This is a genomic window from Duganella sp. P38 (genome assembly GCF_050859475.1).
Taxonomy (GTDB): Bacteria; Pseudomonadota; Gammaproteobacteria; order Burkholderiales; family Burkholderiaceae_D; genus Rugamonas.
Genome location: NZ_CP193936.1, coordinates 5,176,642 through 5,200,165 on the forward strand (window position 1 = coordinate 5,176,642; position 23,524 = coordinate 5,200,165).

Sequence of the window (23,524 nt, forward strand, 5' to 3'; positions counted from 1 at the left end):
TCGATCAGCGTCTCGATATCGTCATCGTCATCGGGATAGACCGCCACGCCGATGCTGGCGCCGACGTCGAGCAGGTCGCCGTTGACGACGAACGGTTCGGCGATGGCGCTGGTGATCTTGTCCGCCACCTGCTGCGCATCGGCGCCTGCGCGCAGCTCCGTCAGCAGCACGATGAACTCGTCGCCGCCGTGGCGCGCCACCGTGTCGACTTCGCGCACGCAGCCGCGCAGGCGCTGGGCAAACTGCACCAGCACCTGGTCGCCGGCGTCATGGCCCAGCGATCGTTGATGGTCTTGAAGCGGTCGATATCGACAAACAGCACCGCCAGCAGGCTGGCGTGGCGGCGCGCATAGGCCACGCCGTGCTCCAGCCGCAGCTGCAACTGCAAGCGGTTGGGCAGGCCGGTCAGGCTGTCGTGATGGGCCATGAAGTCGAGCCGCATGCCGGTGTCGCGCTGCGCCGCCAGCGCCGCCTGCAACTGCGCGCAGCGCGCGCGCAACAGGCGCGTTTGCCATTGGCCGGCCAGCAGCGCCAGCAAACATGGCGTGATGGCGGCCAGTACCGGCCAGATGCTGTTCATGCTGTCCCTCTTCGTCCGGTGCGTTGCGGAAGAGGCCATCATAGTTGAACGCCAGCATGCAAAAACGCCGTTCGCGCGCCCGCTTGACGCGCATCAAACCGCCTGTAGCGAAAAGCTTAACCGACCAGGCGCAAGGCCCGGCCCGGCGCAGCCGGCCGCGCCGCTTGGTCGCTGAGCTTGAAGACGCTGACCGCCTCGCGCAGGCCGGACGCCTGCTGCTCCAGCGATTCGGCGGCGGCCGCCGCCTGCTCCACCAGCGCGGCGTTCTGCTGCGTCACGCTGTCCATCTGGCTGATGGCGATGCTGATCTGCTCGATGCCGTCGCGCTGCTCGACGCTGGCCACCGAAATTTCGCCAATGATGGCGGTCACGCGCTGCACGCTGGCCACCACCTCGGTCATGGTGGCGCCGGCCTGGCCGACCAGCCGGCTGCCCTCCTCCACGCGGCCGACCGAGGTGCCGATCAGCTCCTTGATCTCGCGCGCGGCGGCAGCCGAACGCTGCGCCAGGTTGCGCACCTCGGACGCCACCACGGCAAAGCCGCGCCCCTGCTCGCCCGCGCGCGCCGCCTCCACAGCCGCGTTCAGCGCCAGGATATTCGTTTGAAAGGCGATGCCGTCGATGACGCCGATGATGTCGACGATCTTGCGCGAGCTGTCATTGATCTCGCCCATCGTGTGCACCATCTGCGCCACCGCGTCGCCGCCCCTGGCGGCCACGGTGGAGGCGGTGTCGGCCAGCTTGCAGGCCTGGTCGGCGTTGGCGTTATTCTGCTGCACCGTGGTGGTCAGCTCGACCATGGCGGCGGCGGTCTGCTCCAGCGAGCTGGCCTGCTGCTCGGTGCGGCCCGACAGGTCGAGGTTGCCGGCGGCGATCTCGGTGGCCGCGTGGTGGATGGTTTCCGTCCCCGAGCGCACCCGGCCGACGATATTGCTGAGATTATGCTGCATCGCCTTCAGCGCGCCCAGCAGCTCGCCGATCTCGTCCTTGGTGCTGATGCGCACCTCGCTGCTCAAGTCGCCGGCGGCCACCGTCTGCGCCATGCTGACGGCGGCGTCCAGCGGACGGGTAATGCTGCGGATCAACGACGACACCGTCACGCAGCCCACCACCACCGTGATCAGCAGCGTGACGCCCATGGTGATCATGGTCTGGCGGTGGGCGGCGCGGTTGGCCTGCTCCATGGCGGCCGTCAGCCGCACCGATTCCTTGCCGATGAACGCGACGATATCGTCGATTTTCTTGGTCGGCTCGCGGTCCATGCCCTTGACCAGCGTATCGACCACGTGCGCGCTTTGCGGATTGGCGGCGTCGTACCGCTGCAGCGCTTGCAGATAACGCGCCACCAGCTCGTTCTGCGTGGCGAGCGCTTCGCCGACCAGCGGCGTTTTCAGTTCCAGCCCGGCCAGCAGGCCGTCGAGCTTCTGCAACTCGGCGCGCGTGGTCTCGCCGCCCTTGACAAAGGCCTGGCGATAGCGCTCCAGCTGGGCGGGATCGTTGCCGCGTATCAGGATGTTTTTCCACTCCTGCACCTGGATCTTGAATTCGACCTGGGCGCTGCGCGCAGTATCGATGGCCTGGCTCAGCGCGGCCGAGCGGGCCATGGCGTCGGCGCTGCGCGCATTGCTGTTCTCCAGCGCGCGCCAGCCGGCGAATGCCACCACCGCCAGCGCGGCAAAGAAGAACGCGCCCAGCAGCCCCAGGCGCACGCCTATCTTCAGATTGGCGAGTTTCATACCTACTCCCTTCAAGAATTCAATTCAAACAAGCTTGTTGTTCTTAATTGGTTCCGTTGTTTGGGGAACAGGCAGCCGGTGGCGCCACGGGACAATGATGCTATATGGAACGATAAAAATCTATCGGATTCCCACCTCAGCGCAAATCCAGCTGGTAAATATTGGTAGGACGATTATCGGGCGGCAGCGTTTTGTGTTCAATAAACGTCAGCCCGAGCTTGGCCAGCAGATTGATCGACACGGTATTGGCCGGGTTGGTGATGCCCATCAGGCGCGGCAGGCCCAGCACGTCGCGCGCGTAGGCCACCACGGCCGCGGCGGCCTCATAGGTGTAGCCCTGGCCGAAATGGGCCGGCCGGATGGCGTAGCCGATATCGACCTCGGGCAGGCTGTCGCGCTTGATCAGCCCGCACAAGCCCAGCGGCTGCCCGTCGCGCTTGCGCTCCATCACATACAGCGAATGGCCCAGCCGCTGCTGCATCGCGCAGGGGCCGTCGATGATGGCGGCGCGCGCGTCCTCAACGCTGCGGATGCCCTTGTCGCCGATGTGCTCGATCCAGGTCGGATCGTTGACCAGCGCGTAGTAAAACGCCGCGTCGTCCGGCGCGATGGTGCGCAGCGTCAGGCGCGCCGTGTCGAGTATCCTCATGCGTCCGGCCACTGCGCGGGATCTTCCAGCAACTGGTACATGACGTAGACGTCGACATAGCCGAGGTACTGGTGGCGATAGGCGCGCGGCAGGGTGCCGACGATGGAAAAGCCCAGCTTCTTCCACAGCAGCACGGCCGGCATATTGGAGCTGACCACATAGTTGAACTGCATCGCCAGGTAGCCCTGCGCGCGGGCGCGCACCAGGCAGTCGGCGCCGAGCAGCTTGCCGACGCCGACGCCCTGCGCCGCCGGGCTGACCATGAAGGAGGCGTTGGCCACATGAGCGCCGCGGTCGCGCTGGTTCGGAATCAGGCGGTACATGGCCACCAGGCGCTCGCCGTTGAGCACGGCGACAAAGCTCTGGATGCCTGCGCCGAACCAGTAGTCGTGGCAATCCTCGCGGCTGGTGTCGGCGGCGAAGTAATAGGTGTCGCCGCTGGCGATCAGTTCCTGAAATATCTCCCACATGGCGCCAAAGTCGGCTTCCGTGGCGGGGCGGATGGCGATTTCTTTCAAGGCAACTCCGGGCGGATTTAACAGTGTTCGATTGTCATGTATTTCCCGCTGCAAGTCCAGCCTCGCGCCTCAGCGGCCGAGGCGGAAATCGACGTGTTCGGGCCGCTGCGGCAGGTGCAGCCGGGCCTGCGCGCGCGGCGACTCGGCCACGATTTTTCCCCGACGCATCACCAGCCGGCGGCCGGCGCGCAGGCGGATCGCCTCCACCGGATCGGCGGCGTCCAGCAGCACCAGGTCGGCATGGCAGCCGGGCGCGATGCCATAGCCGCGCAGGCCGAGGATGGCGGCCGGCGTCGTGGTCACAGCGCGGAAGCAATCGCGCATCGCCTGCTGGCCGGTCATCTGCGCCACATGCAGGCCCATGTGCGCCACCTCCAGCATATCGCCCGATCCCAGGCTGTACCACGGGTCCATCACGCAATCGTGGCCGAACGCGACCGGGATGCCGGCCGCCAGCAGCTCCGGCACGCGCGTCATGCCGCGCCGCTTCGGATAGCTATCGTGACGGCCTTGCAGCGTGATATTAATCAGCGGATTGGCGATGGCGTTGACGCCCGCCTCGCGCATCAGTGGCAGCAGCTTGCTGACGTAATAGTTATCCATCGAATGCATCGACGTCAGGTGCGAGCCGGTCACGCGGCCGTGCAGGCCGAGGCGGTTGCTGTGGCAGGCCAGCGTCTCGATATGGCGCGACATCGGGTCGTCGGACTCGTCGCAATGCATGTCCACCATCAGGCCCTGGTCGGCGGCGAACTCGCACAGGATGCGCACCGACTCGGCGCCCTCGGCCATGGTGCGCTCGAAGTGCGGAATGCCGCCGACCACCTCGACGCCCATGGCGATGGCGCGCTTCAGGTTGATCAGCGCGTGCGGCGCGCGCAGCACGCCATCCTGCGGAAAGGCCACCAGCTGCAAATCGAGGTACGGCGCCACGCGGCGCTTCACCTCCAGCAAGGCCTCCACCGCCAGCAGGCGGTCGTCGCAGACATCGACATGGGAGCGGATGGCCAGCAGGCCGCGCGCCACCGCCCAGTCGCAATATTGCAGCGCGCGGTCGATCAGCGCCTGCTGGGTCAGTTGCGGTTTCAGCTCGCCCCACAGCGCGATGCCCTCCAACAAGGTGCCGGAAGCGTTGACGCGCGGCAAGCCGTAACTCAGCGTGGCATCCAGGTGGAAATGCGCATCGACAAACGGCGGGCTGACCAGGTCGCCGCCGGCATCGATCTCGCGCGCCGCCTGCAACGGCAGGCGGGGACCGACGGCGGCAATGCGGCCATGCTCGATGGCGATGTCGACGCCCTGCTGTCCGTCGGCCAGATTAGCGTTGCGTATCACCACATCCATCGGCACTCCCGTTGATTTGAAGTAAGAACATTGTAGGCGCATTCATCAAAATACAGCAATTATTGCGCCGCACTAAGGATATCTGGCGCCCGCCTGCCCATGGTAGAAAAAATAACTTTCCATCCCGGTCAATGCTGGCTAGAATGGGCTTATTGCGTTGCATCATAATCTCAGGAGAAATTATGTCATCGATTACCGAACAGTTTTCCGCAGCGACCAAATCCCAGCTTGAAGCGCAATTCCACCTGTTGAACACGCTGGCCACCACGGCGGTCGACAGCGCTGAAAAAGTCATCGCGCTCAACCTCACCACTACCAAAGCCTCGGTGGAAAAATCGTCGGCTGCCGCCAAGCAGCTGTGGTCGGCGAAAGACCCGAAAGAATTCTTCAGCGTCGCCCAGCCGGGCAGCTTCGACGCGCTGCTGGCCTACGGCCGCGAGCTGTACAGCATCGCCTCGACCGCCCAGCAGGCGCTGGTCAGCAGCGCCCAGGGCACGTTCAAACAAGCAAGCGAGGCAGCGAAGGCCAACGCCGGGACGGCGCTGACCGCCGCGCCGCCGGCGGTGGCCGTACCGGAATCGGCATCGGTAGCGGAAGCGGTGGCTGCAGCCGCGATCGCGCCGAAACTGCCGAAACCCAAACCGGTGGCCGCGCCGATCCCGGAGCAACAAGACGTCATCGAAGTAAAAGCCGCGATCAAGCCATCGTTCCCTGAAACACCGCCGCAACCGATCGCGCTGGCGCCAGAAGCCAAGCCCGCCAAAGCCGCCCCCAAGGCCAAGAAATAACAGCCTCTACATTCGGGGTCAGGTCTGACATTCGCACACGGGCTCAACTGCTTCGCAGTTGAGCCCGTGTGCGAATGTCAGACCTCGTATATTGAGCATACCGCCCCATCATCGGATAAAGTGACGGAGGTGGTCAGGCAGGGTGATGCCGATCAGAATTTGGGCCATTGAGCCCGTGGGTCAGATTGGTGCCCCTGCCTGTTTCATTTTAAAAGTCCGAATGGTATCTTGGGTCATCGCCTCGCGCGTAAGCCCGCATACGAGAGAGGTCAAAAATGGATAACTCAACAGCAATCGTGGGGATCGATGTCGGCAAGAAAAAGCTCGACGTGGCCTTGTTAGTGAACGGAAAGATCAAGAGCAAGGTCATAGATAACTCTGCCGCAGGCCATCAGGTGCTCTTGGAATGGCTGGACAAGACCAAGTTACCCAAGGCGGCATTACGGGTCTGCATGGAAGCGACCGGCGTGTATTTCGAGGAGGTGGCAACCACGCTTCATGATGCTGGGCTTGCCGTGAGCGTAGTCAATCCGGGCTGCATCAAGGGCTTTGGCCAGAGCGAGAACCTGCGCAATAAAACCGACAAGGCGGACGCAGCATTGATCGCACGTTACTGCGCGGCGATGGCGCCGGCAACGTGGGCGCCCGCTCCGCTGGAGCAACGTCAGTTGCGTGCGTGGTCGCAGCGGATACTGGCTCTGAAGGATATGCGCCAGCAGGAACGCAACCGGCTGGAAAGCTATGAGGCCAGCGGCATGGGCGAGGTGGCTGAGCACGCGCGCTTGCTCATTGCCTGGTTTGACACCGAGATCAAGCAACTGGAAGACGACGTGGATGACCACATCGACCGCCATCCCGGCCTCAAGCACGACGCGCAGCTCATCACCAGTATTCCAGGCATTGGTAACACCACCGCAGCTCGCATCTTAGGCCAGTTGGGCGACATTCGGCGCTTCGGCAACGCGAAGGCCTTGGCAGCATTTCTCGGCGTGACCCCACGCCAGCGCAGCTCAGGAACCTCGCTTCGGGGGCGTACCATCATCAGCCGCAAGGGCAGCGCCTCAATGCGCGCCGCGCTATATATGCCCGGCATGGTGGCAAGCCGCCACAACCCGCTACTACACCAGTTTGCCCAGCGCCTGGCGAATAATGGCATGGCGAAAAAAGCCGTGATCGGCGCCGTGATGCATAAGCTCGTGCATCTCATCTACGGTGTCATTCGTACCGGCAAGCCCTTTGACGCCAATTACCTTTCAAAAGGGCTTGCTATTCAAGACGGTATCTGACCCCGGGTTTTTGCTGCTTGTTGTATCCTAGCGGGCTACAGGCTTTACCGGGGCAACATGCATGTCTAAACTCTCACGGCTGATCGGCGGTTTCGTTCGCCAGCACAGCCGCGCCTATATTTTGTCCGGCGCCATGCTGGCCGGCGTCGCGACGCTGAGCATTTGGGTGCCGCGCAAGGTCGGCGCCATGATCGATGGCCTGGCCAACCATACCCTGGCCGGCAATGCGCTGCTGATGGAGATCGGCGCGCTGCTGTTGATCGGCCTCGGGATTTATTTTCTGCGCGTGGCCTGGCGCCAGATCCTGTATGGCGCCGCCTACCAGCTCGGCGTGTCGCTGCGCACCCGCCTGTATACCCGCTTGACGCTGCAAGGCCCGGCCTTCTATCAGCGCCAGCGCACCGGCGACCTGATGGCGCTGGCCACCAATGATATCGACGCCATCGAGATGGCCGCCGGCGAGGCGATGCTGGCCGGCTTCGACGGCGCCCTCACGCTGGTCATGGTGCTGGGCGTGATGCTGCTGGGCGTCGATTGGCGCCTGGCCTGCATCGCCCTGCTGCCCTTCCCGCTGATGGCGTGGGCGTTCTGGTATATCTCCGGCCATATCCATACCGCGTCGACCGATTCGCTCAAGCGCTTCAGCGCGCTCAACGATCATGTGCAGGAGACCTTGTCCGGCGTGCGCACCTTGCGCGCGCTCGGCCTGGAGCAGCGCAGCGCGCAGCAGTTTTCCGCGCTGGCCGGCCAGGCTTCCGACGCCAGCCTGCGCGCGCAAGTGTGGGAAGCGGCCTATGAGCCGGCCGTCGGCCTGACGCTGACCGCCGCCACCGGCCTGACCCTCGGCCTCGGCGGCTATCTGATCTGGCACGGCCAGCTGACCATCGGCGCGCTGACCTCGTTCACCATGTACCTGGGCCAGTTGATCTGGCCGATGTTCGCCGCCGGCTGGGTGCTGTCGCTGATCGAACGCGGCCGCGCCGCCTGGCAACGCTTGCAGCCGATGCTCGACGCGCCGCTGGCCATCGACGACCACGGCACGCTGGCCCCCGTGCCGGCCGGCCCGATCGCGCTGCGCGACGTCGGCTACGCCTATTCCGGCCAGAGCGCGCCGGCCATCAGCGCTATCTCGCTGACGCTGCAGCCCGGCCAGACCCTCGGCCTGGTCGGCCCGACCGGCAGCGGCAAGTCGACGCTGCTGCGCGTGCTGCTGCGCCAGCTGACGCCGCAGCACGGCAGCGTGCAGTGGAGCGGCCACGCGTTCGATCAGTACCAGCTGCGGGCGCTGCGCGCCGCCATCAGCTGGGTGCCGCAGGAGTCCTTCCTGTTTTCGGCCTCGATCGCCGAGAATATCGCGCTGGCCCGGCCCGGCGCCACGCGCGCGCAGATCGAGCACGCCGCCAGCCTGGCCGCCATCCACGACGATATCCTGCTGTTCGCCGACGGCTACGATACGCAGGTCGGCGAGAAAGGCATTACGCTGTCCGGCGGCCAGCGCCAGCGCGTCGCCATCGCCCGCGCGCTGCTGGCCGATAACGATCTGCTGCTGCTCGACGATGCGCTGTCGGCCGTCGATACCGGCACCGAGACGCATATCCTGCGCCACCTCGAAGAGCTGCGCGCGCAGCGCCCCGGCCGCAGCGCCGTCATCGCCAGCCACCGCCTCAGCTCCGTGGTCAGCGCCGATCTGATTGTCGTGCTGCGCGAAGGCCGCATCAGCGAGACCGGCACACACGAACAACTGCTGGCACTGGACGGCTGGTACGCCAGCCAGTGGCGCTATCAACAATTGGAAGCCAGCCTTGATGAAGCCTGAACCTAGCTCCCCCGCCGGCCAGATGCGGCAGGCGTTTTCCCTGCTGCGCCGCGCCGCGCTGCCGGACCAGCATCACCTGTCGTGGGCCGTGCTGTGGCTGATCGCCGCCGCGCTGCTGGAGGTGATGGGTCCGATCATGGGCAAGGCGCTGATCGATGAACACCTGCTGCCGCACCATCTGGACTGGCCGCGCATGGCCGCCCTGCTGGCCGGTGTGGTGCTGACCGGCTGGATCGCCAGCGGCCTGCGCTACCTGCAGCTGGTGCGCCTGTCCGGCCTGGCCATGCGCTCGGTGATGCGGCTGCGCGAGATGGTCTACACCCACGTGCTGCTGCTGCCGATGTCGTTCTTCGACCGCGCCATCACCGGCCAGCTGGTGTCGCGCGTCACCAACGACACCGAGGCGGTCAAGAGCCTGTACATCCAGGTGCTGTTCGTGATGCTCGATTCGACCATCGTGTTGATCGGCACCGTCTGCGCCATGGCCTTCCTCGACTGGCGTCTGATGCTGATCGTGCTGGCGCTGCTGCCGGCGGTGCTGCTGATCGTCTGGCTGTACCAGCGCTGGAGCGCGCCGGCGGTGACGCGCGCGCGCGCGCTGCGCAGCGAGATCAATGGCCAGATGGCCGAGTCGATCGGCGGCATGAGCGTGCTCCAGGCCAGCAACGCCGAGCAGCGCTTCGGCCAGCGCTTCGCCAGCACCAACGACAGCCACTACACGGCGCGCCTGGCCGAGCTGCGCGCCAACGCCTGGCTGCTGCGCCCCGCGCTGGACCTGTTCAACATCATCCTGCTGGCGGCGGTGATTTTCCTGTTCGGCCAGCGCGAGATGACCGCCACCGAGGTCGGCATCCTGTACGCCTTCATCAGCTACCGGCGCGCGTGATCGAGCCGCTGATCCAGATCACCATGCAGTTCAGCCAGTTGCAGCAATCGGTGGTGGCCACCGCGCGCGTGGCGACGCTGCTCGACGAAGGCGCGGCGCGGGAACACAGCGGCGCCTCGCCACGCGCGGCCGCCCACGCCAGCGACGATGCGCCGGCGGTCGACATCCGCCATCTGAGCTTCGCCTACAACGAGGGCCAGCCGGTGCTGCACGATTTGTCGCTGCGGATCCCGCAGGGCGATTTCGTCGGCATCGTCGGCCACACCGGCAGCGGCAAGTCGACGCTGCTGTCGCTGCTGCTGCGCTTCTACCCGGCGCCGCACGGCAGCATCCTGATGCACGGCGCGCCGCTGGACGATATCGACAATGAACGCTTCCGCGCCGACGTCGGCCTGGTGCCGCAGGACCCGTTCCTGCTGGCCGCCTCCGCGCGCGAGAACATCGACATGGGGCGCGGCCTGACGCAGGCGCAGATCGAAGCGGCCGCCCGCGCCGCCCATGCGCACGACTTCATCAGCGCGCTGGACCGGGGCTACGACACGCCGCTGGGCGAAGGCGGCTCGCGCCTGTCGGTCGGCCAGAAGCAGCTGATCGCCATCGCCCGCGCGCTGGCCGGCACGCCGCGCATCCTGCTGCTCGATGAAGCGACCTCGCACATCGATTCGCAAACCGAGCAGATCGTGCAAACGGCGCTCGATGAACTGCGCGGCAAGGTGACGGTGATCGCCATCGCCCACCGCCTGTCGACCATCCGCGACGCCAACCGCATCATCGTGCTCAATCACGGACGCATCGCCGAAACCGGCCCGCACGAGCAGCTGATGCAGATCGACGGCGGCTTGTACCAACGCCTATACCTTTTGCAGCAACTAGCTGCTTAATGTAGTTGAAACGGCAGCGAAATCTGTGCAATTTTGACGACAATCGCCGGCCGCACGGGCTTTCTTGACTGCAACGAGAATATAATGACTCACACATCGTAGGGCAATGTGCGAGGACGTCAAGTTGGCAAGATCAGGAAATAGCGGCCGGTGGCAAGGCAGGCGGCGCGCCGCAGCGGCGGCGATCGCGCTGGCGCTGGCGCCGGCGTGGGCGCTCGCCCAGGCCACGCTGGACGAGCGCATACTCGACATCCGCGAACAAAGCCGCTTCGTGCCCGACAAGGCGCTGGCGCAGCTGCAAAAGCTGCAGCCGGAACTGGCTTCCGCCGCCACCCACACCCGCGCCGAATTCCTGGTCCAGATGAGCGCCACCCGCATGCGCCTGGGGCAGAACGACGTCGCGCTCGACGTGGCCGAGCAGGCCATCGCCTTCGGCAAGTCGCTGCGCGACGACGTCATCGTCGCCAAGGGCATGCTGGCCAAGACCTATGTGCTGTTCGCGCTGGCGGAAATCGACGCCGCGCACCGCATCGCCTTCGAGGCCGAGAAGCTGGCCCTGAGCACCGTCGACAATCCGCTCAAGGTGCAGGCCACCATCACCGCCGGCCAGACCTACGCCGAACAAGGCAACTTCCCGGCGGCGCTGGCCAAGTTGCAGCATGCGGTGGAGATGGCGCGGCCGCCGGCCGGCGACCGTCTCAGCCTGGTGGCGGCGCTGAACGCGCTGGCCAAGCTGCACACGCAGATGAAGGAATACGAGAGCGCCGCCGAAACGCTGGCCGAACTGCTCGACGAAACCGAAAAACTCAACTCGCGCGGCCGCATGGCCATGGCCAAGAACACCGAGTACGGGCTGGCCATCGACTCGGGCCAGCCGCAGCGCGCCTTGCGCGTGCTGCAGGAAAGCCTGGCGCTGGAACGCCACATGGGCGCCGAGCGCATGGTCGGCGTGACGCTGGTGAACCTGTCGGACAGCTATCTGAAACAGCGCGACTACGCGCGCGCGGCGCAGTACGCGCAGGAGTCGCTGCAATCGGCGCAGAAGACGCGCGACAAATCCACCGAGGCGACGGCGCGCCTGAACCTGGGCCAGGCCTACCTCGGCATCGGCCGCCTGGCCGAGGGCAAGAGGCAGTACGAGCTGGGTCTGGAACGCTACGAACAGGAGAACAACAAGCCCGATCTGCAAGTGGCGCTGCGCGAATACGGCGAAGCGCTGGAGCGCGCCGGCGACCTGCGCGGCGCGGTGGACGCCTATCACCGCGAGCGCGATATCTCCAACGAGCTGTTTGAGAAACGCCGCCAGCAGGCCACGCTGGAACTGCAGGAAAAGTACGACACCGAAAAGAAGCAGCGCCAGATCGAGCTGCTGAGCCACGAGAACCAGGTGAAGGGCGCGGAGATCGACAATCGCCGCTTGCAGCAGCGCGTCTGGTGGCTGCTGGCCTTGGTGTTCGCGCTGGCCGCGGCGGTGGTCGGCCTGTTGTACCGCAAGGTACGCCACACCAACGCCCAGCTGCAGGTGAAGAACCTGGAGCTGAAGGCGCAATCCACGCTCGATCCGCTGACGGCGCTGTACAACCGCCGCCACTTCCAGGACTTCATGCGCGGCCTGGCCACGCCGGAGCGGCCGGACGGCATGGTCGGCGCCCTGTTCCTGCTGGACGTCGACCACTTCAAGCATATCAACGACAACTACGGCCACGCCGCCGGCGATGCGGTGCTGAAAATGATCGCCGAGAACCTGCGCATCGCCTTGCGCGAAACCGACATGATCGTGCGCTGGGGCGGCGAGGAATTCCTCGCCTTCCTGCCGGCGATCCAGCGCCATGGCGTCGACGAAATCGCGCGCCGCATCCTCACCAGCATTTCAGCGCAGGCGCTGAAGTACGGCGAGCATGAGATATCGGTGAATGTGTCGGTGGGCTTCTCGCCCTTCCCGCTGGCGCCGGGCGGCGAGCCGCTGCCGTGGGAGCGCGCGGTCAACCTGGTGGACATGGCGCTGTACCTGGCCAAGGCGCATGGACGCAATCGCGCCTACGGCGTGCGCGGCTTCGACAACTTCCATCTGACGTCGATGGAAGCGGTCGAGCAGGACCTGGAACGCGCATGGCGCGCCGGCTTCGTCGATTTGACGGTGGTGCTGGGCAGCGATGCGGACGGCCACGCGTCCGCGCAGCGCGACAACGTGGTCCCAATCAAGCAGTCGGCCAGCACGCACTGAGGCGCGGCGCCGGCTTATTTTTCGCTTCGCGTTGCTCGGCGGCCGTCTGCATCTTCTCCCCGGCCTGTTCCAGCTTGCGGCCGGCTTCGCGGGTAGCGTTGTTCAAGGTTTCGCCAGCCTTGTCGGCGGCCTTGTCGAGACGCTGGCTGGTTTCCTTGGCGGCGTCGCTCAGTTGCGCGTTGGCGTCGCGGGCGGCGTTGTCGAGCCGGGCGCCAGCCTGCTCGGTGGCCTGATCGAGCTTGCGGCCGGCCCGTTCGGCCGGACCCGCCTCGCTCGGATCATCCTTCTTCTGGCAGCCGCCCAGCAGCGCCAGCGCCGTCAATGTCACTGCCACATAACGCATCATCATGCTTATCTCCTGAAAGAATGAGTTGTTTCCAAGAGCATACATCCGGCGGCGGCGACGCAGCGCACGTTTTGTGGCCGGCCCGCTGGAAGCGGGGTCCCAGCCGGCCTAGTCGGCGACGATTTTTTCGGCGGCGGCGGCGGCGCGAAGTCGATGGTTTCGGAGGCGGGGCCGCTGTCCAGCATCTCGGACTGGCTCAGCCATTGCTGCAGTTTCTCCATGCGGCGGATCAGGATGCCCTTGTTGCTGATGTAGCCGACCTGCTCGAAGTTCTCCGGCTTGCTGACCATCTTGGACACGGTCGGCAGGTTCTCCGCCAGCCGCTCGAACGCCTTGCGCGCCTTCTGCTCCCACTTGACCAGGTTGGCCTCGTTGAAGCGGTTGCTTTCGTAGTAGATCGTTAGCGTTCGGTCATGGTTGCCATAACCGACAATCGCCGCCCCCATGCGCACCGTCTCCAGCACGTCGGCCTTGATCGCCGCCGTCGGCACGAACAACGCCGCACGGCCGGTGATATCCGGTCGTTCCAGCGGCAAATCCTGTCCCATCACTCTGGTCATCATGCTTCCTGTCATTATCGCCATGAAGTTGCTGCTAGGCTATTTTTTCATTCTATATCGCTCTTTTGCCCATTACAAGAAGAATGCGCTCGCCGTGGCGCGCCCTGCAACTCCCTTATAATGCGGGCTGTTCCTTTAAACCGCCTCACCATGACGTCCTCCCCCTCGCGTTTCGGCGCCATTCCCGAAGCCGCCGTCGACCAGGCCGAACGCCACCTGCGCGACACCCTCGGCATCGCCCTCGAACACCGCGCGCCGCGCGCCGCGCTGATCGTCTACGACACCCGCACCGACCTCAATCGCGCGCTGACCGAGGCCTATCGGCGCGCCGCGCCGGATGCGCAATTCATCGACTTCGACAGCACCACGCCGGCGGCCATTCTCGCCACCTTCGAGCGCATGCAGGCCGGCGACCTGGTGGTGCTGGTGCAATCGACCAGTTTCCGCATGGACGCCTACCGCATCCGCATCGAACTGTTCAAGCGCGGCCTGAAAGTGGTCGAGCACGTGCACCTGTCGCGCATGCCGGGCGAACAGGGGCTGCACTACATCGCCTCGCTGGCCTACGACCCGGCCTACTATCGCGGCGTCGGCCACGCGCTGAAGGCGCGCATCGACCGCGCGCAGCGCGGCGTGGTCGATAGCGGCGACGGCGCACAACTGGTGTTCGCCTCGCCGTTCGAACCGGCCAAGCTGAATATCGGCGACTACAGCGGGATGAACAACGTCGGCGGCCAGTTCCCGCTCGGCGAAGTGTTTACCGAGGCGCAGGACCTGGAAGCGGTCAGCGGCCGCGCGCGCATCTTCGTGTTTGGCGACACCAGATTCCTGGTCAACAGGCCGGCCACGCCGATCACCATCATCGTCGAAAAAGGCCGCGTCACCGGCACCGAAAACAGCACGCCGGCATTCGAGCAGATGCTGGCCATCATCCGCGAACACGAGGGCGAAGTGTGGTTGCGCGAACTGGGCTTCGGCATGAACCGCGCCTTCACGCGCGAGCGCATGGTGGACGACATCGGCACCTATGAGCGCATGTGCGGCATTCACCTGTCGCTCGGCGCCAAGCACGGCGTCTACAGCAAGCCGCAGCTCAAGCGCAAGGACGCGCGCTACCACATCGACGTCTTCGCCGTCACCGATGGCGTCTATCTCGATAACGAACGCGTCTACCAGGACGGCGCATGGCATACTGGCCCGGTGCCGACAACCTGACGATCTCCATGCCCGACCACGCCGCCCCCTTCTTCATCGCGCTCAACGCCGGTTCCGGCCATGCCGAAACCGAGGAGCGGCAAACCATCATCGAAGCGGTATTGCGCGGCGCCGGGCAGCCGTTTCAGCTGACCATCATCGATCCGCCCGACGCCATCGACCAGGTGGCCGCGCAGCTTGCCCGACAGGCCGCCGCGGCCGGCGGGGTGCTGGTCGCGGCAGGCGGCGACGGCACCATCAACGCCGTGGCGCAGCAGGCCATCCGCCACGGTTGCGCGTTTGGCGTACTGCCGCAAGGCACCTTCAACTACTTCGCGCGCACCCACGGCATCCCGGAGGATCTGGAACAGGCGGTGCACGCGCTGCTGGCGGCGCGGGTGCAGGCGGTGCAGGTCGGCGTGGTCAATGATCGGGTGTTCCTGGTCAACGCCAGCATCGGCCTGTATCCCAGGCTGCTGGAGGAGCGCGAAGCGGACAAGGCGCAGTTTGGCCGCAGCCGGCTGGTGGCGGCGTTCTCGGCGCTGAAAACCATCCTCAGCCCGCATCGCCGGCTGCGCCTGGTACTGAAGATCGACGGCGAGTTGCAACGCCTGCGCACCGCCACCTTCTTCGTCGGCAACAACCGGCTGCAAATGGAACAAATCGGCATTCCGCCGCTGAGCGAGGCGCTGGAAGACGGCCGGCTGGCGGCGGTTGCGCCGCGCACCAAGGGCAAGTTCGGCATGCTGTGGCTGCTGCTGCACGGCGCGCTGGGCCGCATGGGCCGGCTGGATCAGGCCGACGAGCTGACCACTTTCAGCTTCAAGCGCATTCAGGTCAAAGTCCGCACACTTTCGCGCCGCCGCCGCATCAAGGTCGCCACCGACGGCGAAGTCACGTTGATGAGCAATCCGCTCGAATTCCACGTAATGGAGGAGCAACTGCTGCTCCTGAAGCCCACCACCCGTCATTCCCGCGAAGGCGGGAATCCAAGCCGAGCATCGAGGCCGGCGGTCCATGGATTCCCGCCTGCGCGGGAATGACGGGACGAGGGGCGAAAAGCAAGTGCGGACATACCGATGTACCCTATGCCGGCTGGCCGGCCAAGGTAGTCCATACGTCGTCCGGCAGCGATCTATCCCGCAGACAGACCCGGTCATGATCAGGGTAAGTGATGCGGTCGACCGGCGTGCGGGTTCCCACCACCAGGCAGCGCGTCGCAGACGCGCTCCGGTTCTCCAGATAATGCCCGACCGCGACGCCGGCCCGGAAAGTGGCAACGCCACCGGCAGCCACGATAGTTTCGGACGCTCCCTCGACCACGGTGATCTCGCCGGCCAGAACATAGACCATTTCATCTTCCGCACTATGCCAATGCCTGTTCGAGGAACGGCATCCCGGCTGCAGGATTTCGATGAAAGCGCCAAACTGGGTCAGCTCGCCGGTTTCGCTGATCCAGTGCGTTCGATTCGGTTCGCTGGAACCCTGCACCGGCTGGACTTCGGTGACCAACTGGTCAAGTGTAAAGACAGGCATGGACGACGCTCCGCGGCAGTGGATATCGAGGCAGCAGATATTGTCTCATAAGCGCGCGGCTGCCAGAGCGCTGTCGCTCAGCGCCCGGTCCCACGGCGGCACGGGATGATATTCGGCGACCAGGAAATCGATCAGCGCGCGCACCTTGGGCGACGGCTGGCGGCTGGCGGGATACAGCGCGCTGAGATGATTCAGCGGCAGTTCCCAGTCGCTGAGCACCGGCACCAGCGAGCCGTCCAACAGGCTGCGCCAGGCGAGGAAGGTGGTGTTGTAGACGATGCCCAGCCCCTGCTGCGCCGCCTGTTGCAGCACCAGGCCGTTGTTGGCGGTGAAGGCGGCCGGCACGCGCACCGATTGCCGCTCCTCGCCGCGCGCGAAATGCCACTGGGTGCCGTCGGTCAGGTGACTGAAGTGCAGGCAGCGGTGCTGCTGCAACTCCTGCGGCGCGGCCGGCATGCCGTGCCGCGCGAGGTAGGCCGGCGATGCGCACAACACCGCACGACACGGCGCCAGCGGCCGTATCGCCAGCGCGTGCACGTCCGGTATGCCGCCCACCCGTATCGTCAGATCGAAGCCGTGCTCGATCGGATCGAGCAGCGCGTCGTCGACAAACAGCATCGGTTCCAGCAGCGGATGCTGCACGGCGAAGCGCGCCACCGCGCCGGCCAGCCATTCGCTGCCAAAGCTCGACGGCGCCTGTATCCGCAGCGGCCCGGCCAGATCGTCGCCGGCCTGCGCCACCACCCGCGCCGCCTCGCGCGCCTGCGTCACCGTCGCCGTGCATGGCGCCGGGTAGGCCTGGCCGACGTCGGTGAGGCTGACCTCGCGCGTCGAGCGGTGCAGCAGCCGCGCACCGAGCTTTTCCTCCAGTTGCAGAATGTGCTTGCTGACCATGGCGCGCGTCAGCCCCAGCCGGCGGCCGGCCTCGCTGAAGCTGCGCAGCCTTGCCACCTCCACAAAAATTTCCATCGCGCGTAACTGGTCCATGCGGCAATTGTCTCCATTTAAGCGACAATGTGTCAACCTTTTGCCGATTGTGAGCGCCCGGCCGGCCCCGTAAAATGCGCTAGATCAAATATCCCGCCATGGAGCCAGAAATGCTGACAGAAGCACAAAAACAACAATACCAACGCGATGGTTTTATTGTTATCCCCGGTTTCAAGACCGCCGAAGAAATCGCCAAGCTGCGCGCCCGCGCCGCGCAGATTGTCAACGATTTCGATCCGAGCGCCCAATCCGGCATCTTCAGCACCATCGAGCAGGAAAAGACCACCGACGATTACTTCCTCGGCTCCGACAACACCATCCGCTGCTTCTTCGAGGAAGAAGCCTTCGGCCCGGACGGCCAGCTGAAACAGGCCAAGGAACTGTCGATCAACAAGATCGGCCACGCCATGCACGACCTGGACCCGGCCTTCCGCGCGTTTACCGCCGACGCCCGCCTCGAAGAACTGGCGCGCGAACTGGGCCTGAGCGATCCGAAGGTCTGGCAGTCGATGTACATCTTCAAGCAGCCGGGCATCGGCGGCGAGGTGCGCTGGCACCAGGACGCCACCTACTTCGACACCGATCCGGTCAGCGTGACCACCTTCTGGTTCGCGCTGGAAGACGCGACGCTGGACAACGGCTGCATGTGGGCCGAGCCGGGCGGCCATCGCGGCCCGATGCGCGAACGCTTCCTGCGCAACGGCGATGACGTGCGCATGGAAAAACTGAGCGACATGCCGTGGCCGGGCGACGCCACCGCCGTGCCGCTGGAATGCAAGGCCGGCAGCCTGGTGTGCTTCCACGGCTTGCTGCCGCATTACAGCGCGCCGAACCGCTCGCCGGTGTCGCGCCATGCTTATACGCTGCATGTGACTGACGGCGCCACCCGCTATTCGCCGCAGAACTGGATCCAGCGCGACGACAAGCTGCCGGTGCGCGGCTTCCTCTAACGTCGTTCCCGCGCAGGCGGGAACCCATACACAGCATCCGCGCACGGGCCCATGGGTTCCCGCCTGCGCCGGAACGACGGATATTATGCAAATTCAAATTTTCGCCGCCCAGTGGGGCAACAACGAGCTGCCGGCGCCGGTGTTCATCGAGCGCGTCAAGGCCGCCGGCTTCGACGGCATTGAAATGTCGCTGCCGCTGGACGCCGCCGAGCGCGACGACTGGACCCGCCAGATCGCCGACGCCGGCCTCGGCCTGATCGTCGCCCAGTGGGAAACGGTATTCCACCCAACGTTCGAGCCGCACAAGGCCGCGCTGGCCGAACTGCTGCACAACGCCTGCGCCGCCAGGCCGCTGCACGTCAACTCGCACACCGGCAAGGACTACTTCACGCCGGCGCAGAACCGCGAACTGCTGCAACTGGCCGCCGACATCTCGCGCCAGCACGGCGTGCCGATCGTCCACGAGATCCACCGCAGCCGCTTCAGCGGCCACCCGATGCTGCTGCTGCCCTACCTGGAGCAAATGCCGGACCTGCAACTGACGGCCGACCTGTCGCACTGGTGCTGCGCCTGCGAATCGCTGCTGGAAGACCAGCCGCAGACGCTGGCCGCCACGCTGCCGCACGTGCGCCACATCCACGCCCGTGTCGGCCATGCGCAAGGCCCGCAGGTGGCCGACTTCCGCGCGCCGGAATCGCAGGCGGCGCTGGAAGCGCACCTGTCGTGGTGGGATGAGGTGATCCGCCTGCGCCGCGCCGCCGGCGCCGAACGCATGACGCTGACGCCGGAATTCGGCCCGGTGCCGTACACCCAAACCCTGCCGTACACGCAGCAGGAAGTCTCCAACGCGTGGGAGCTGAACGTGGCCATGCTGCAGCTGCTGCGCCAGCGCTACGCCTGAGCGCTCTCCGCCTCCGGCGCCGGCGACAGCGGCAGCACCAGCAGCACGCTGGTGCCCGCCGCCGGCACCGACTCCACGCGGATCGTCCCTTTCAGCACGCCGGTCACAATGTTATACACGATATTCATGCCCAGGCCCGAGCCGCCATGCCCCATCTTGGTGGTGAAGAAGGGATCGAATATCTTGTGCAGCACCACGTCGTTCATGCCGACGCCGTTATCCTTCAGCTGCAACACCACCAGGTCGTCGCCCTCGCGCCGCGCGCTGATGGTCAGCACGCCGCTGTCGCGGCCATCGAAGCCGTGCAGCAGGGCGTTGGCGATCAGGTTGCTGAGCACCTGGCTCAGGCTGCCGGGATAGGAATCGAACACCAGGTCCGCCGGCACGTCCACCGACACCGAACACGATGCGCGCCGCAGCTGCGCGGCGTAGGTGGCCAGCGTATCGTGCAGCACTTCGTCCAGCCGGAAGCGGCGCCGCTGGCCGCTGGCCTGGTCCACCGCCACCTGCTTGAATGAGGTAATCAGGTCGCCCGCGCGCGTCAGCGAACCGGCCATGATGGCGCATGCCTTGCGCGCGTCCGCCAGCAGCGCTTCCAGCGACGAGCGCTTCATGCCGCCGTCCTCCTTGAGCCGCTGCTCGAAGTCGCGCACCATGTCGCCCAGCGCGGTGGCCGTCAGCAGGCTGTTGCCGATCGGCGTATTCAGCTCGTGCGCCACGCCGGCCACCAGCGCGCCCAGGGACGCCATTTTCTCCGACGTCTGCAAATTGGTCTGCGCCTGCTTCAGCGTCGCCACCACGCGCGACAAGTCGTTGCGGGCGCGCTCGGCGTGGCTCTTCTCGCGCTCCAGTTCCTGCAGGCTGTTTTCCAGCCCGCGCCGCGCATCGCCCTCGCGGCGGTTGGTCACCAGCAGCGCCGCGATCAGCGCGCTGATGACGACGCCGAAGATACCGATCAACACCACCGGCAGCTGCGAGCGCCCGTAGCGCGCGCCGGCGCGGCCCTCGAACGTGATGATCCAGTTGCGCTGCCCCACAGGCAGCACCGTCGTCGCCTTCATGCCCGGCACGGTTTCGGCCCGGCGCTGATGGCTTTCCACCTTGCCGTCGCTGTCGTACAGCAGCGTGTTGATGCCGGACGGCGGCGCCTTGCCGTTCTGGAAGCCGCCATCCTCGATGCGCACGTGCAGATGCTCCAGCAGCGCCGGATCGATCACCTCGCGCATCAGCGCATTGACGCGGAACACGATGGCCACGAAGCCCACCAGCGCCTCGCGCCGCTGCGCCGTCGTTTCCAGCAGCACGCCGTTGCGGTACACCGGCGCGCGCGCCACAAAACCCGGCTCGCCGCTGGCGTCCTGCACCAGCGTGATCGGCTCGGTGGCGACGATTTCGCCGCTGTCGCGCCCCAGTTCCAGCGCCTTCAGATGCGGCGGCAGCGCCGCCAGGTCGAGGCCAAAGGCGTTCTCGTTGCCGGCCATCGGCTCGGTGTACTCAATGATGTAATGCAGCGGGCGGCGGCTGGCCGGGTGCACATGAAAGTCGGGGTAGCCCTCGCCGCGCACGCGCGCCACCAGCGCCGGCAGCCCGGCCTCCGGCACCGCGCGCACAAACTGCAAGGCCTGATAGCCGGGATAGCGCTTGCCGATCTTCAGCTCGTTGACGAAGCGCTGAAACTGGCCGCGGTCGATATGGTCGTTGACCGCGTACATGCCCTTCAGGCCATGCAGCGAGTCGGCGTAGATCTGCAAGCGGGTCTGCGTGTCGCGCGCCACGCGGTCGATGTCGCGCTGGAAGCCGGCGTACACCTGCAGCTTCTGCTGCTCCTCCATGACGAAATAGCAGGTCCAGGCTGTCAGGCAGATCCCGACAAAGAAAGCCAGGTAGCCGCGCCCGCGCATGGCTTAACCGGCCGCGTCGCTGTACTGGTTGGCGATGGCCATGAACTGCTGCTCCACCGTCAGCATGGCGTCGACCACGTCCGGGTCGAAGTGCTCGCCGCTGCCCTGCCGTATCATCTCCATCGCGGTTTCGTGGGTAAAGGCCGGCTTGTAGACGCGCCTGGAAATCAGCGCGTCGTAGACGTCGGCCACCGCCATCAGCCGCGCCGCCATCGGTATCGCATCGCCCTTCAGCCCTTGCGGATAGCCGGAGCCGTCATACTTCTCCTGGTGCGAATAGGCGATTTCGCGCGCGTAGCGCAAGAAGGTGTTGGTGTAGCCGAGCGCATTCTCGACGTTGGCGATGGCGTCGCGGCCGTAGACCGTGTGCAGCTTCATCACCGCGAATTCGGCGTCGGTCAGGCGCTCCGGCTTGAGCAGGATGGCGTCCGGAATCGACACCTTGCCGATGTCGTGCAGCGGCGCCGCCTTGAACAGCGCCTTGATATTGGCGTCGCTCAGCTCTTCCGCGAAGCGCTTGTGGCCTTGCAGCTGGCGCGCCAGCGCCACCACGTAATGCTGCACGCGGCGCAGGTGGTTGGCGGTTTCGTATTCGCGCGTTTCGGCCAGCGAGGCCAGCGCCCAGATCATGGCGTCGAGCATCTGGCTCAGTTCCGCCGTGACCTCTTCCACCACGTGCTCCAGCAGGTTGCGCTGCTGCTTGAGCAGCTCGCGCGCGTGGCGCAGTTGCAGATGGGTGTCGACGCGCGCGCGCAGCACCTCGGCCAGCACCGGCCTGGCCACCACGTCGGCGGCGCCGTGCGCGAAGGCGCGCCGCGCATCGGCCTCGCGCTGCAACAAGATGACCGGGATTTCAGCGGTGTCGGGGCTGGACTTGAGCTGCTGGCAGACGCTGTAGCCGTCGACGATGGGCAGCTGCGCATCGAGCACCACCAGGTGCGGGCGCGGCACGTGCTGCATGATGTCCAGCGCGGCGCGGCCGCTGTTGGCCAGCCGCACTTCGTACTGCTCCTCCAGCATGCCGTTCATCTGGATCAGATTGTCCGAAGCCTCATCGACGATCAGTACGATGGCCTTTTTGACATTCATGCGCCGCTGCTCCCTGTATGTGCTTACCATCATCATAACCGAGCGGCCAGGCCGGCCAAACTATTTTCTCCGCCCTCGCTTGCAATTATATAGCACACTATCTATACTGGGGACATGGATACCCAAACTGACACCGCCGCCGTCCCGCAGCTGGACGCGCAACTCTGCTTCGCCCTGTACTCGACCTCGCTGGCGATGAGCAAGCTCTACCGCAAGCTGTTGCGCGGCCTGGGGCTGACCTACTCGCAGTACCTCGTGATGATGGTGCTGTGGGAAAAAGACCAACTGACCGTGTCGGAGGTGGGCGAGCGCCTGTTCCTCGACTCGGCCACGCTGACGCCGCTGCTGAAGCGCATGGAGGCGGCCGAGCTGATTACCCGCACCCGCGCCGCCAGCGACGAGCGCCAGGTCATCATCAAGCTGACGCCGCACGGCGAGGCGCTGCGCCACGAGGCGGCCAAGCTGCCGCCTTCGATCCTGCAAGCGACGCAATGCACGCTGGACCAGGTGGTCGGCATGAAGCAGCAGCTCGACCAGCTGCGCGCCAGCCTGATGGCCTCCGCATGACGGCGCCGATCTACACGCCGCTGGCCGACGCCGCCGCGGCGCTGCGCCAGCAAGGCTACGCGCTGCTGGCGCCGCAGGACGTGGCCGCGCTGGCCGGCCTGCCGCTGGCCACGCTCGACACGCTGGCCCCTGGCTGGGACGCGCTGGAGCCGGACCAATACCTGAAGGACGGCGGCCGCTATCGCCGCCGCCGCCACTCCTGTTTCGTGCAGCAAGGCGCGGCGCTGACGCAAACGCCGCACCGCGCGCACTGGCAGCCGCTCGAATACAACGCCCTGCACGGCGGCATGAACCGGCTGTTCGCGCCGGTGCTGCCGGCCACCGTGGCGCAGCCGGCGTGGCCGGCGCTGATCACCGCCATCGGCCAGCTGTGCAGCGAGGCGCGCCAAAGCAGCGCGCCGTGGTATGTTGAGGCGCACCAGTTCCGCATCGACACCACCGACGGCATCGGCCGGCCGACGCCGGAAGGCGCGCACCGCGACGGCGTCGATTTCGTCGCCGTGATCCTGGTCGCGCGCGACGGCATCAAGGGCGGCGAAACGCGCGTGTTCGAGGCCGACGGGCCGAACGGCAAGCGCTTCACGATGACCGCGCCGTGGACCATGTTGCTGCTCGACGACGCAACTGTCATCCACGAATCGACGCCGATCCAGCCGCTGGCGCGGCACGGCCACCGCGACACCCTGGTGCTGACCTGGCGCGCGGGCGGCTTCCAGGGACAGGAAACTTCCCCTTGAGAGGGTAATCCGATATAGTTGGCGCTGCTAACTACGCACCAGGAGGGT

The 23,524-nt window shown here is 65.8% G+C and carries 20 protein-coding genes and 2 pseudogenes; 11 read left to right on the forward strand and 11 right to left on the reverse strand.

Annotation, left to right across the window (positions count from 1 at the left end; all coding sequences use genetic code 11):
• Positions 1-8 precede the first annotated feature (8 nt).
• The 5 genes and pseudogenes from ACRQ5J_RS24050 to ACRQ5J_RS24070 all read right to left on the reverse strand — a co-directional run.
• Positions 9-622 (reverse strand): annotated as a pseudogene (locus tag ACRQ5J_RS24050) (diguanylate cyclase domain-containing protein); the annotation flags it as partial.
• Positions 623-696: 74 nt separating this feature from the next.
• A complete protein-coding gene (locus tag ACRQ5J_RS24055; protein ID WP_432380439.1) occupies positions 697-2,316 on the reverse strand; it encodes a methyl-accepting chemotaxis protein in 1,620 nt (539 codons plus the stop codon).
• 136 nt (positions 2,317-2,452) lie between these two features.
• Entirely contained in the window at positions 2,453-2,965 is a 513-nt protein-coding gene (locus ACRQ5J_RS24060) for a GNAT family N-acetyltransferase (RefSeq protein WP_432380441.1), read from the reverse strand.
• On the reverse strand, positions 2,962-3,483 hold the full coding sequence (locus ACRQ5J_RS24065; RefSeq protein ID WP_432380443.1) for a GNAT family N-acetyltransferase: 522 nt from the start codon (positions 3,481-3,483) through the stop codon (positions 2,962-2,964). The genes ACRQ5J_RS24060 and ACRQ5J_RS24065 overlap by 4 nt, the downstream gene beginning before the upstream one ends.
• Before the next feature lie 69 nt (positions 3,484-3,552).
• Positions 3,553-4,827 carry an amidohydrolase family protein gene (locus ACRQ5J_RS24070; protein WP_432380445.1) on the reverse strand — a complete coding sequence of 425 codons (1,275 nt, stop codon included), beginning with the start codon at positions 4,825-4,827 and terminating at the stop codon, positions 3,553-3,555.
• A gap of 182 nt (positions 4,828-5,009) precedes the next feature.
• Here ACRQ5J_RS24070 and phaP point away from each other — a divergent pair, with 182 nt between their 5' ends.
• From phaP to ACRQ5J_RS24095, 5 genes and pseudogenes are all read left to right on the forward strand, one after another.
• Entirely contained in the window at positions 5,010-5,615 is a 606-nt protein-coding gene (phaP, locus tag ACRQ5J_RS24075) for a TIGR01841 family phasin (protein WP_432380447.1), read from the forward strand.
• 275 nt (positions 5,616-5,890) lie between these two features.
• Positions 5,891-6,901, forward strand: coding sequence for an IS110 family transposase (locus tag ACRQ5J_RS24080; protein ID WP_432380449.1), 1,011 nt, complete (start codon positions 5,891-5,893; stop codon positions 6,899-6,901).
• Between the two features lie 61 nt (positions 6,902-6,962).
• Positions 6,963-8,717 (forward strand): ABC transporter transmembrane domain-containing protein, encoded by a 1,755-nt coding sequence (locus ACRQ5J_RS24085; RefSeq protein WP_432380451.1) that lies wholly within the window; start codon positions 6,963-6,965, stop codon positions 8,715-8,717.
• Positions 8,707-10,484 (forward strand): annotated as a pseudogene (locus tag ACRQ5J_RS24090) (ABC transporter ATP-binding protein). The gene ACRQ5J_RS24085 and the pseudogene ACRQ5J_RS24090 overlap by 11 nt, the downstream one beginning before the upstream one ends.
• Positions 10,485-10,608: 124 nt before the next feature.
• Positions 10,609-12,708 carry a diguanylate cyclase gene (locus tag ACRQ5J_RS24095; protein ID WP_432380453.1) on the forward strand — a complete coding sequence of 700 codons (2,100 nt, stop codon included), beginning with the start codon at positions 10,609-10,611 and terminating at the stop codon, positions 12,706-12,708.
• Here ACRQ5J_RS24095 and ACRQ5J_RS24100 read toward each other — a convergent pair.
• Both ACRQ5J_RS24100 and ACRQ5J_RS24105 read right to left on the reverse strand, forming a co-directional pair.
• Positions 12,683-13,057: an apolipophorin gene (locus ACRQ5J_RS24100; protein ID WP_432380455.1), complete on the reverse strand. Its 375-nt coding sequence runs from the start codon at positions 13,055-13,057 to the stop codon at positions 12,683-12,685. The genes ACRQ5J_RS24095 and ACRQ5J_RS24100 overlap by 26 nt on opposite strands.
• Positions 13,058-13,059: 2 nt before the next feature.
• The gene (locus ACRQ5J_RS24105) at positions 13,060-13,614 is read right to left on the reverse strand and encodes a hypothetical protein (protein WP_432380457.1); all 555 of its coding nucleotides are present in this window, start codon (positions 13,612-13,614) and stop codon (positions 13,060-13,062) included.
• 150 nt (positions 13,615-13,764) lie between these two features.
• On the opposite strand from ACRQ5J_RS24105, the gene ACRQ5J_RS24110 reads away from it, so the two are divergent.
• Both ACRQ5J_RS24110 and ACRQ5J_RS24115 read left to right on the forward strand, forming a co-directional pair.
• On the forward strand, positions 13,765-14,829 hold the full coding sequence (locus ACRQ5J_RS24110; protein ID WP_432380459.1) for a hypothetical protein: 1,065 nt from the start codon (positions 13,765-13,767) through the stop codon (positions 14,827-14,829).
• Positions 14,799-15,851: a diacylglycerol/lipid kinase family protein gene (locus ACRQ5J_RS24115; RefSeq protein ID WP_432380461.1), complete on the forward strand. Its 1,053-nt coding sequence runs from the start codon at positions 14,799-14,801 to the stop codon at positions 15,849-15,851. Before ACRQ5J_RS24110 ends, ACRQ5J_RS24115 begins: the two co-directional genes overlap by 31 nt.
• Before the next feature lie 43 nt (positions 15,852-15,894).
• On the opposite strand, the gene ACRQ5J_RS24120 is transcribed toward ACRQ5J_RS24115, so the two are convergent.
• Entirely contained in the window at positions 15,895-16,344 is a 450-nt protein-coding gene (locus ACRQ5J_RS24120) for a cupin domain-containing protein (RefSeq protein ID WP_432380463.1), read from the reverse strand.
• 45 nt (positions 16,345-16,389) lie between these two features.
• Positions 16,390-17,331, reverse strand: coding sequence for a LysR substrate-binding domain-containing protein (locus ACRQ5J_RS24125; RefSeq protein WP_432380465.1), 942 nt, complete (start codon positions 17,329-17,331; stop codon positions 16,390-16,392).
• Between the two features lie 110 nt (positions 17,332-17,441).
• Between ACRQ5J_RS24125 and ACRQ5J_RS24130 the strand changes: the two genes are divergently transcribed.
• Both ACRQ5J_RS24130 and ACRQ5J_RS24135 read left to right on the forward strand, forming a co-directional pair.
• Entirely contained in the window at positions 17,442-18,281 is an 840-nt protein-coding gene (locus tag ACRQ5J_RS24130) for a phytanoyl-CoA dioxygenase family protein (RefSeq protein WP_432380467.1), read from the forward strand.
• A gap of 85 nt (positions 18,282-18,366) precedes the next feature.
• A complete protein-coding gene (locus ACRQ5J_RS24135; RefSeq protein WP_432380469.1) occupies positions 18,367-19,182 on the forward strand; it encodes a sugar phosphate isomerase/epimerase family protein in 816 nt (271 codons plus the stop codon).
• Here ACRQ5J_RS24135 and ACRQ5J_RS24140 read toward each other — a convergent pair.
• Together ACRQ5J_RS24140 and ACRQ5J_RS24145 are read right to left on the reverse strand one after the other, a co-directional pair.
• The gene (locus tag ACRQ5J_RS24140) at positions 19,173-21,083 is read right to left on the reverse strand and encodes a CHASE domain-containing protein (protein WP_432380471.1); all 1,911 of its coding nucleotides are present in this window, start codon (positions 21,081-21,083) and stop codon (positions 19,173-19,175) included. The genes ACRQ5J_RS24135 and ACRQ5J_RS24140 overlap by 10 nt on opposite strands.
• Before the next feature lie 3 nt (positions 21,084-21,086).
• Positions 21,087-22,172, reverse strand: coding sequence for an HD-GYP domain-containing protein (locus ACRQ5J_RS24145; RefSeq protein WP_432380473.1), 1,086 nt, complete (start codon positions 22,170-22,172; stop codon positions 21,087-21,089).
• Positions 22,173-22,286: 114 nt separating this feature from the next.
• On the opposite strand from ACRQ5J_RS24145, the gene ACRQ5J_RS24150 reads away from it, so the two are divergent.
• Positions 22,287-22,739 (forward strand): MarR family winged helix-turn-helix transcriptional regulator, encoded by a 453-nt coding sequence (locus ACRQ5J_RS24150; protein WP_432380475.1) that lies wholly within the window; start codon positions 22,287-22,289, stop codon positions 22,737-22,739.
• The gene (locus ACRQ5J_RS24155) at positions 22,736-23,476 is read left to right on the forward strand and encodes a 2OG-Fe dioxygenase family protein (RefSeq protein WP_432380477.1); all 741 of its coding nucleotides are present in this window, start codon (positions 22,736-22,738) and stop codon (positions 23,474-23,476) included. The genes ACRQ5J_RS24150 and ACRQ5J_RS24155 overlap by 4 nt, the downstream gene beginning before the upstream one ends.
• The last annotated feature ends 48 nt before the right edge of the window (positions 23,477-23,524 follow it).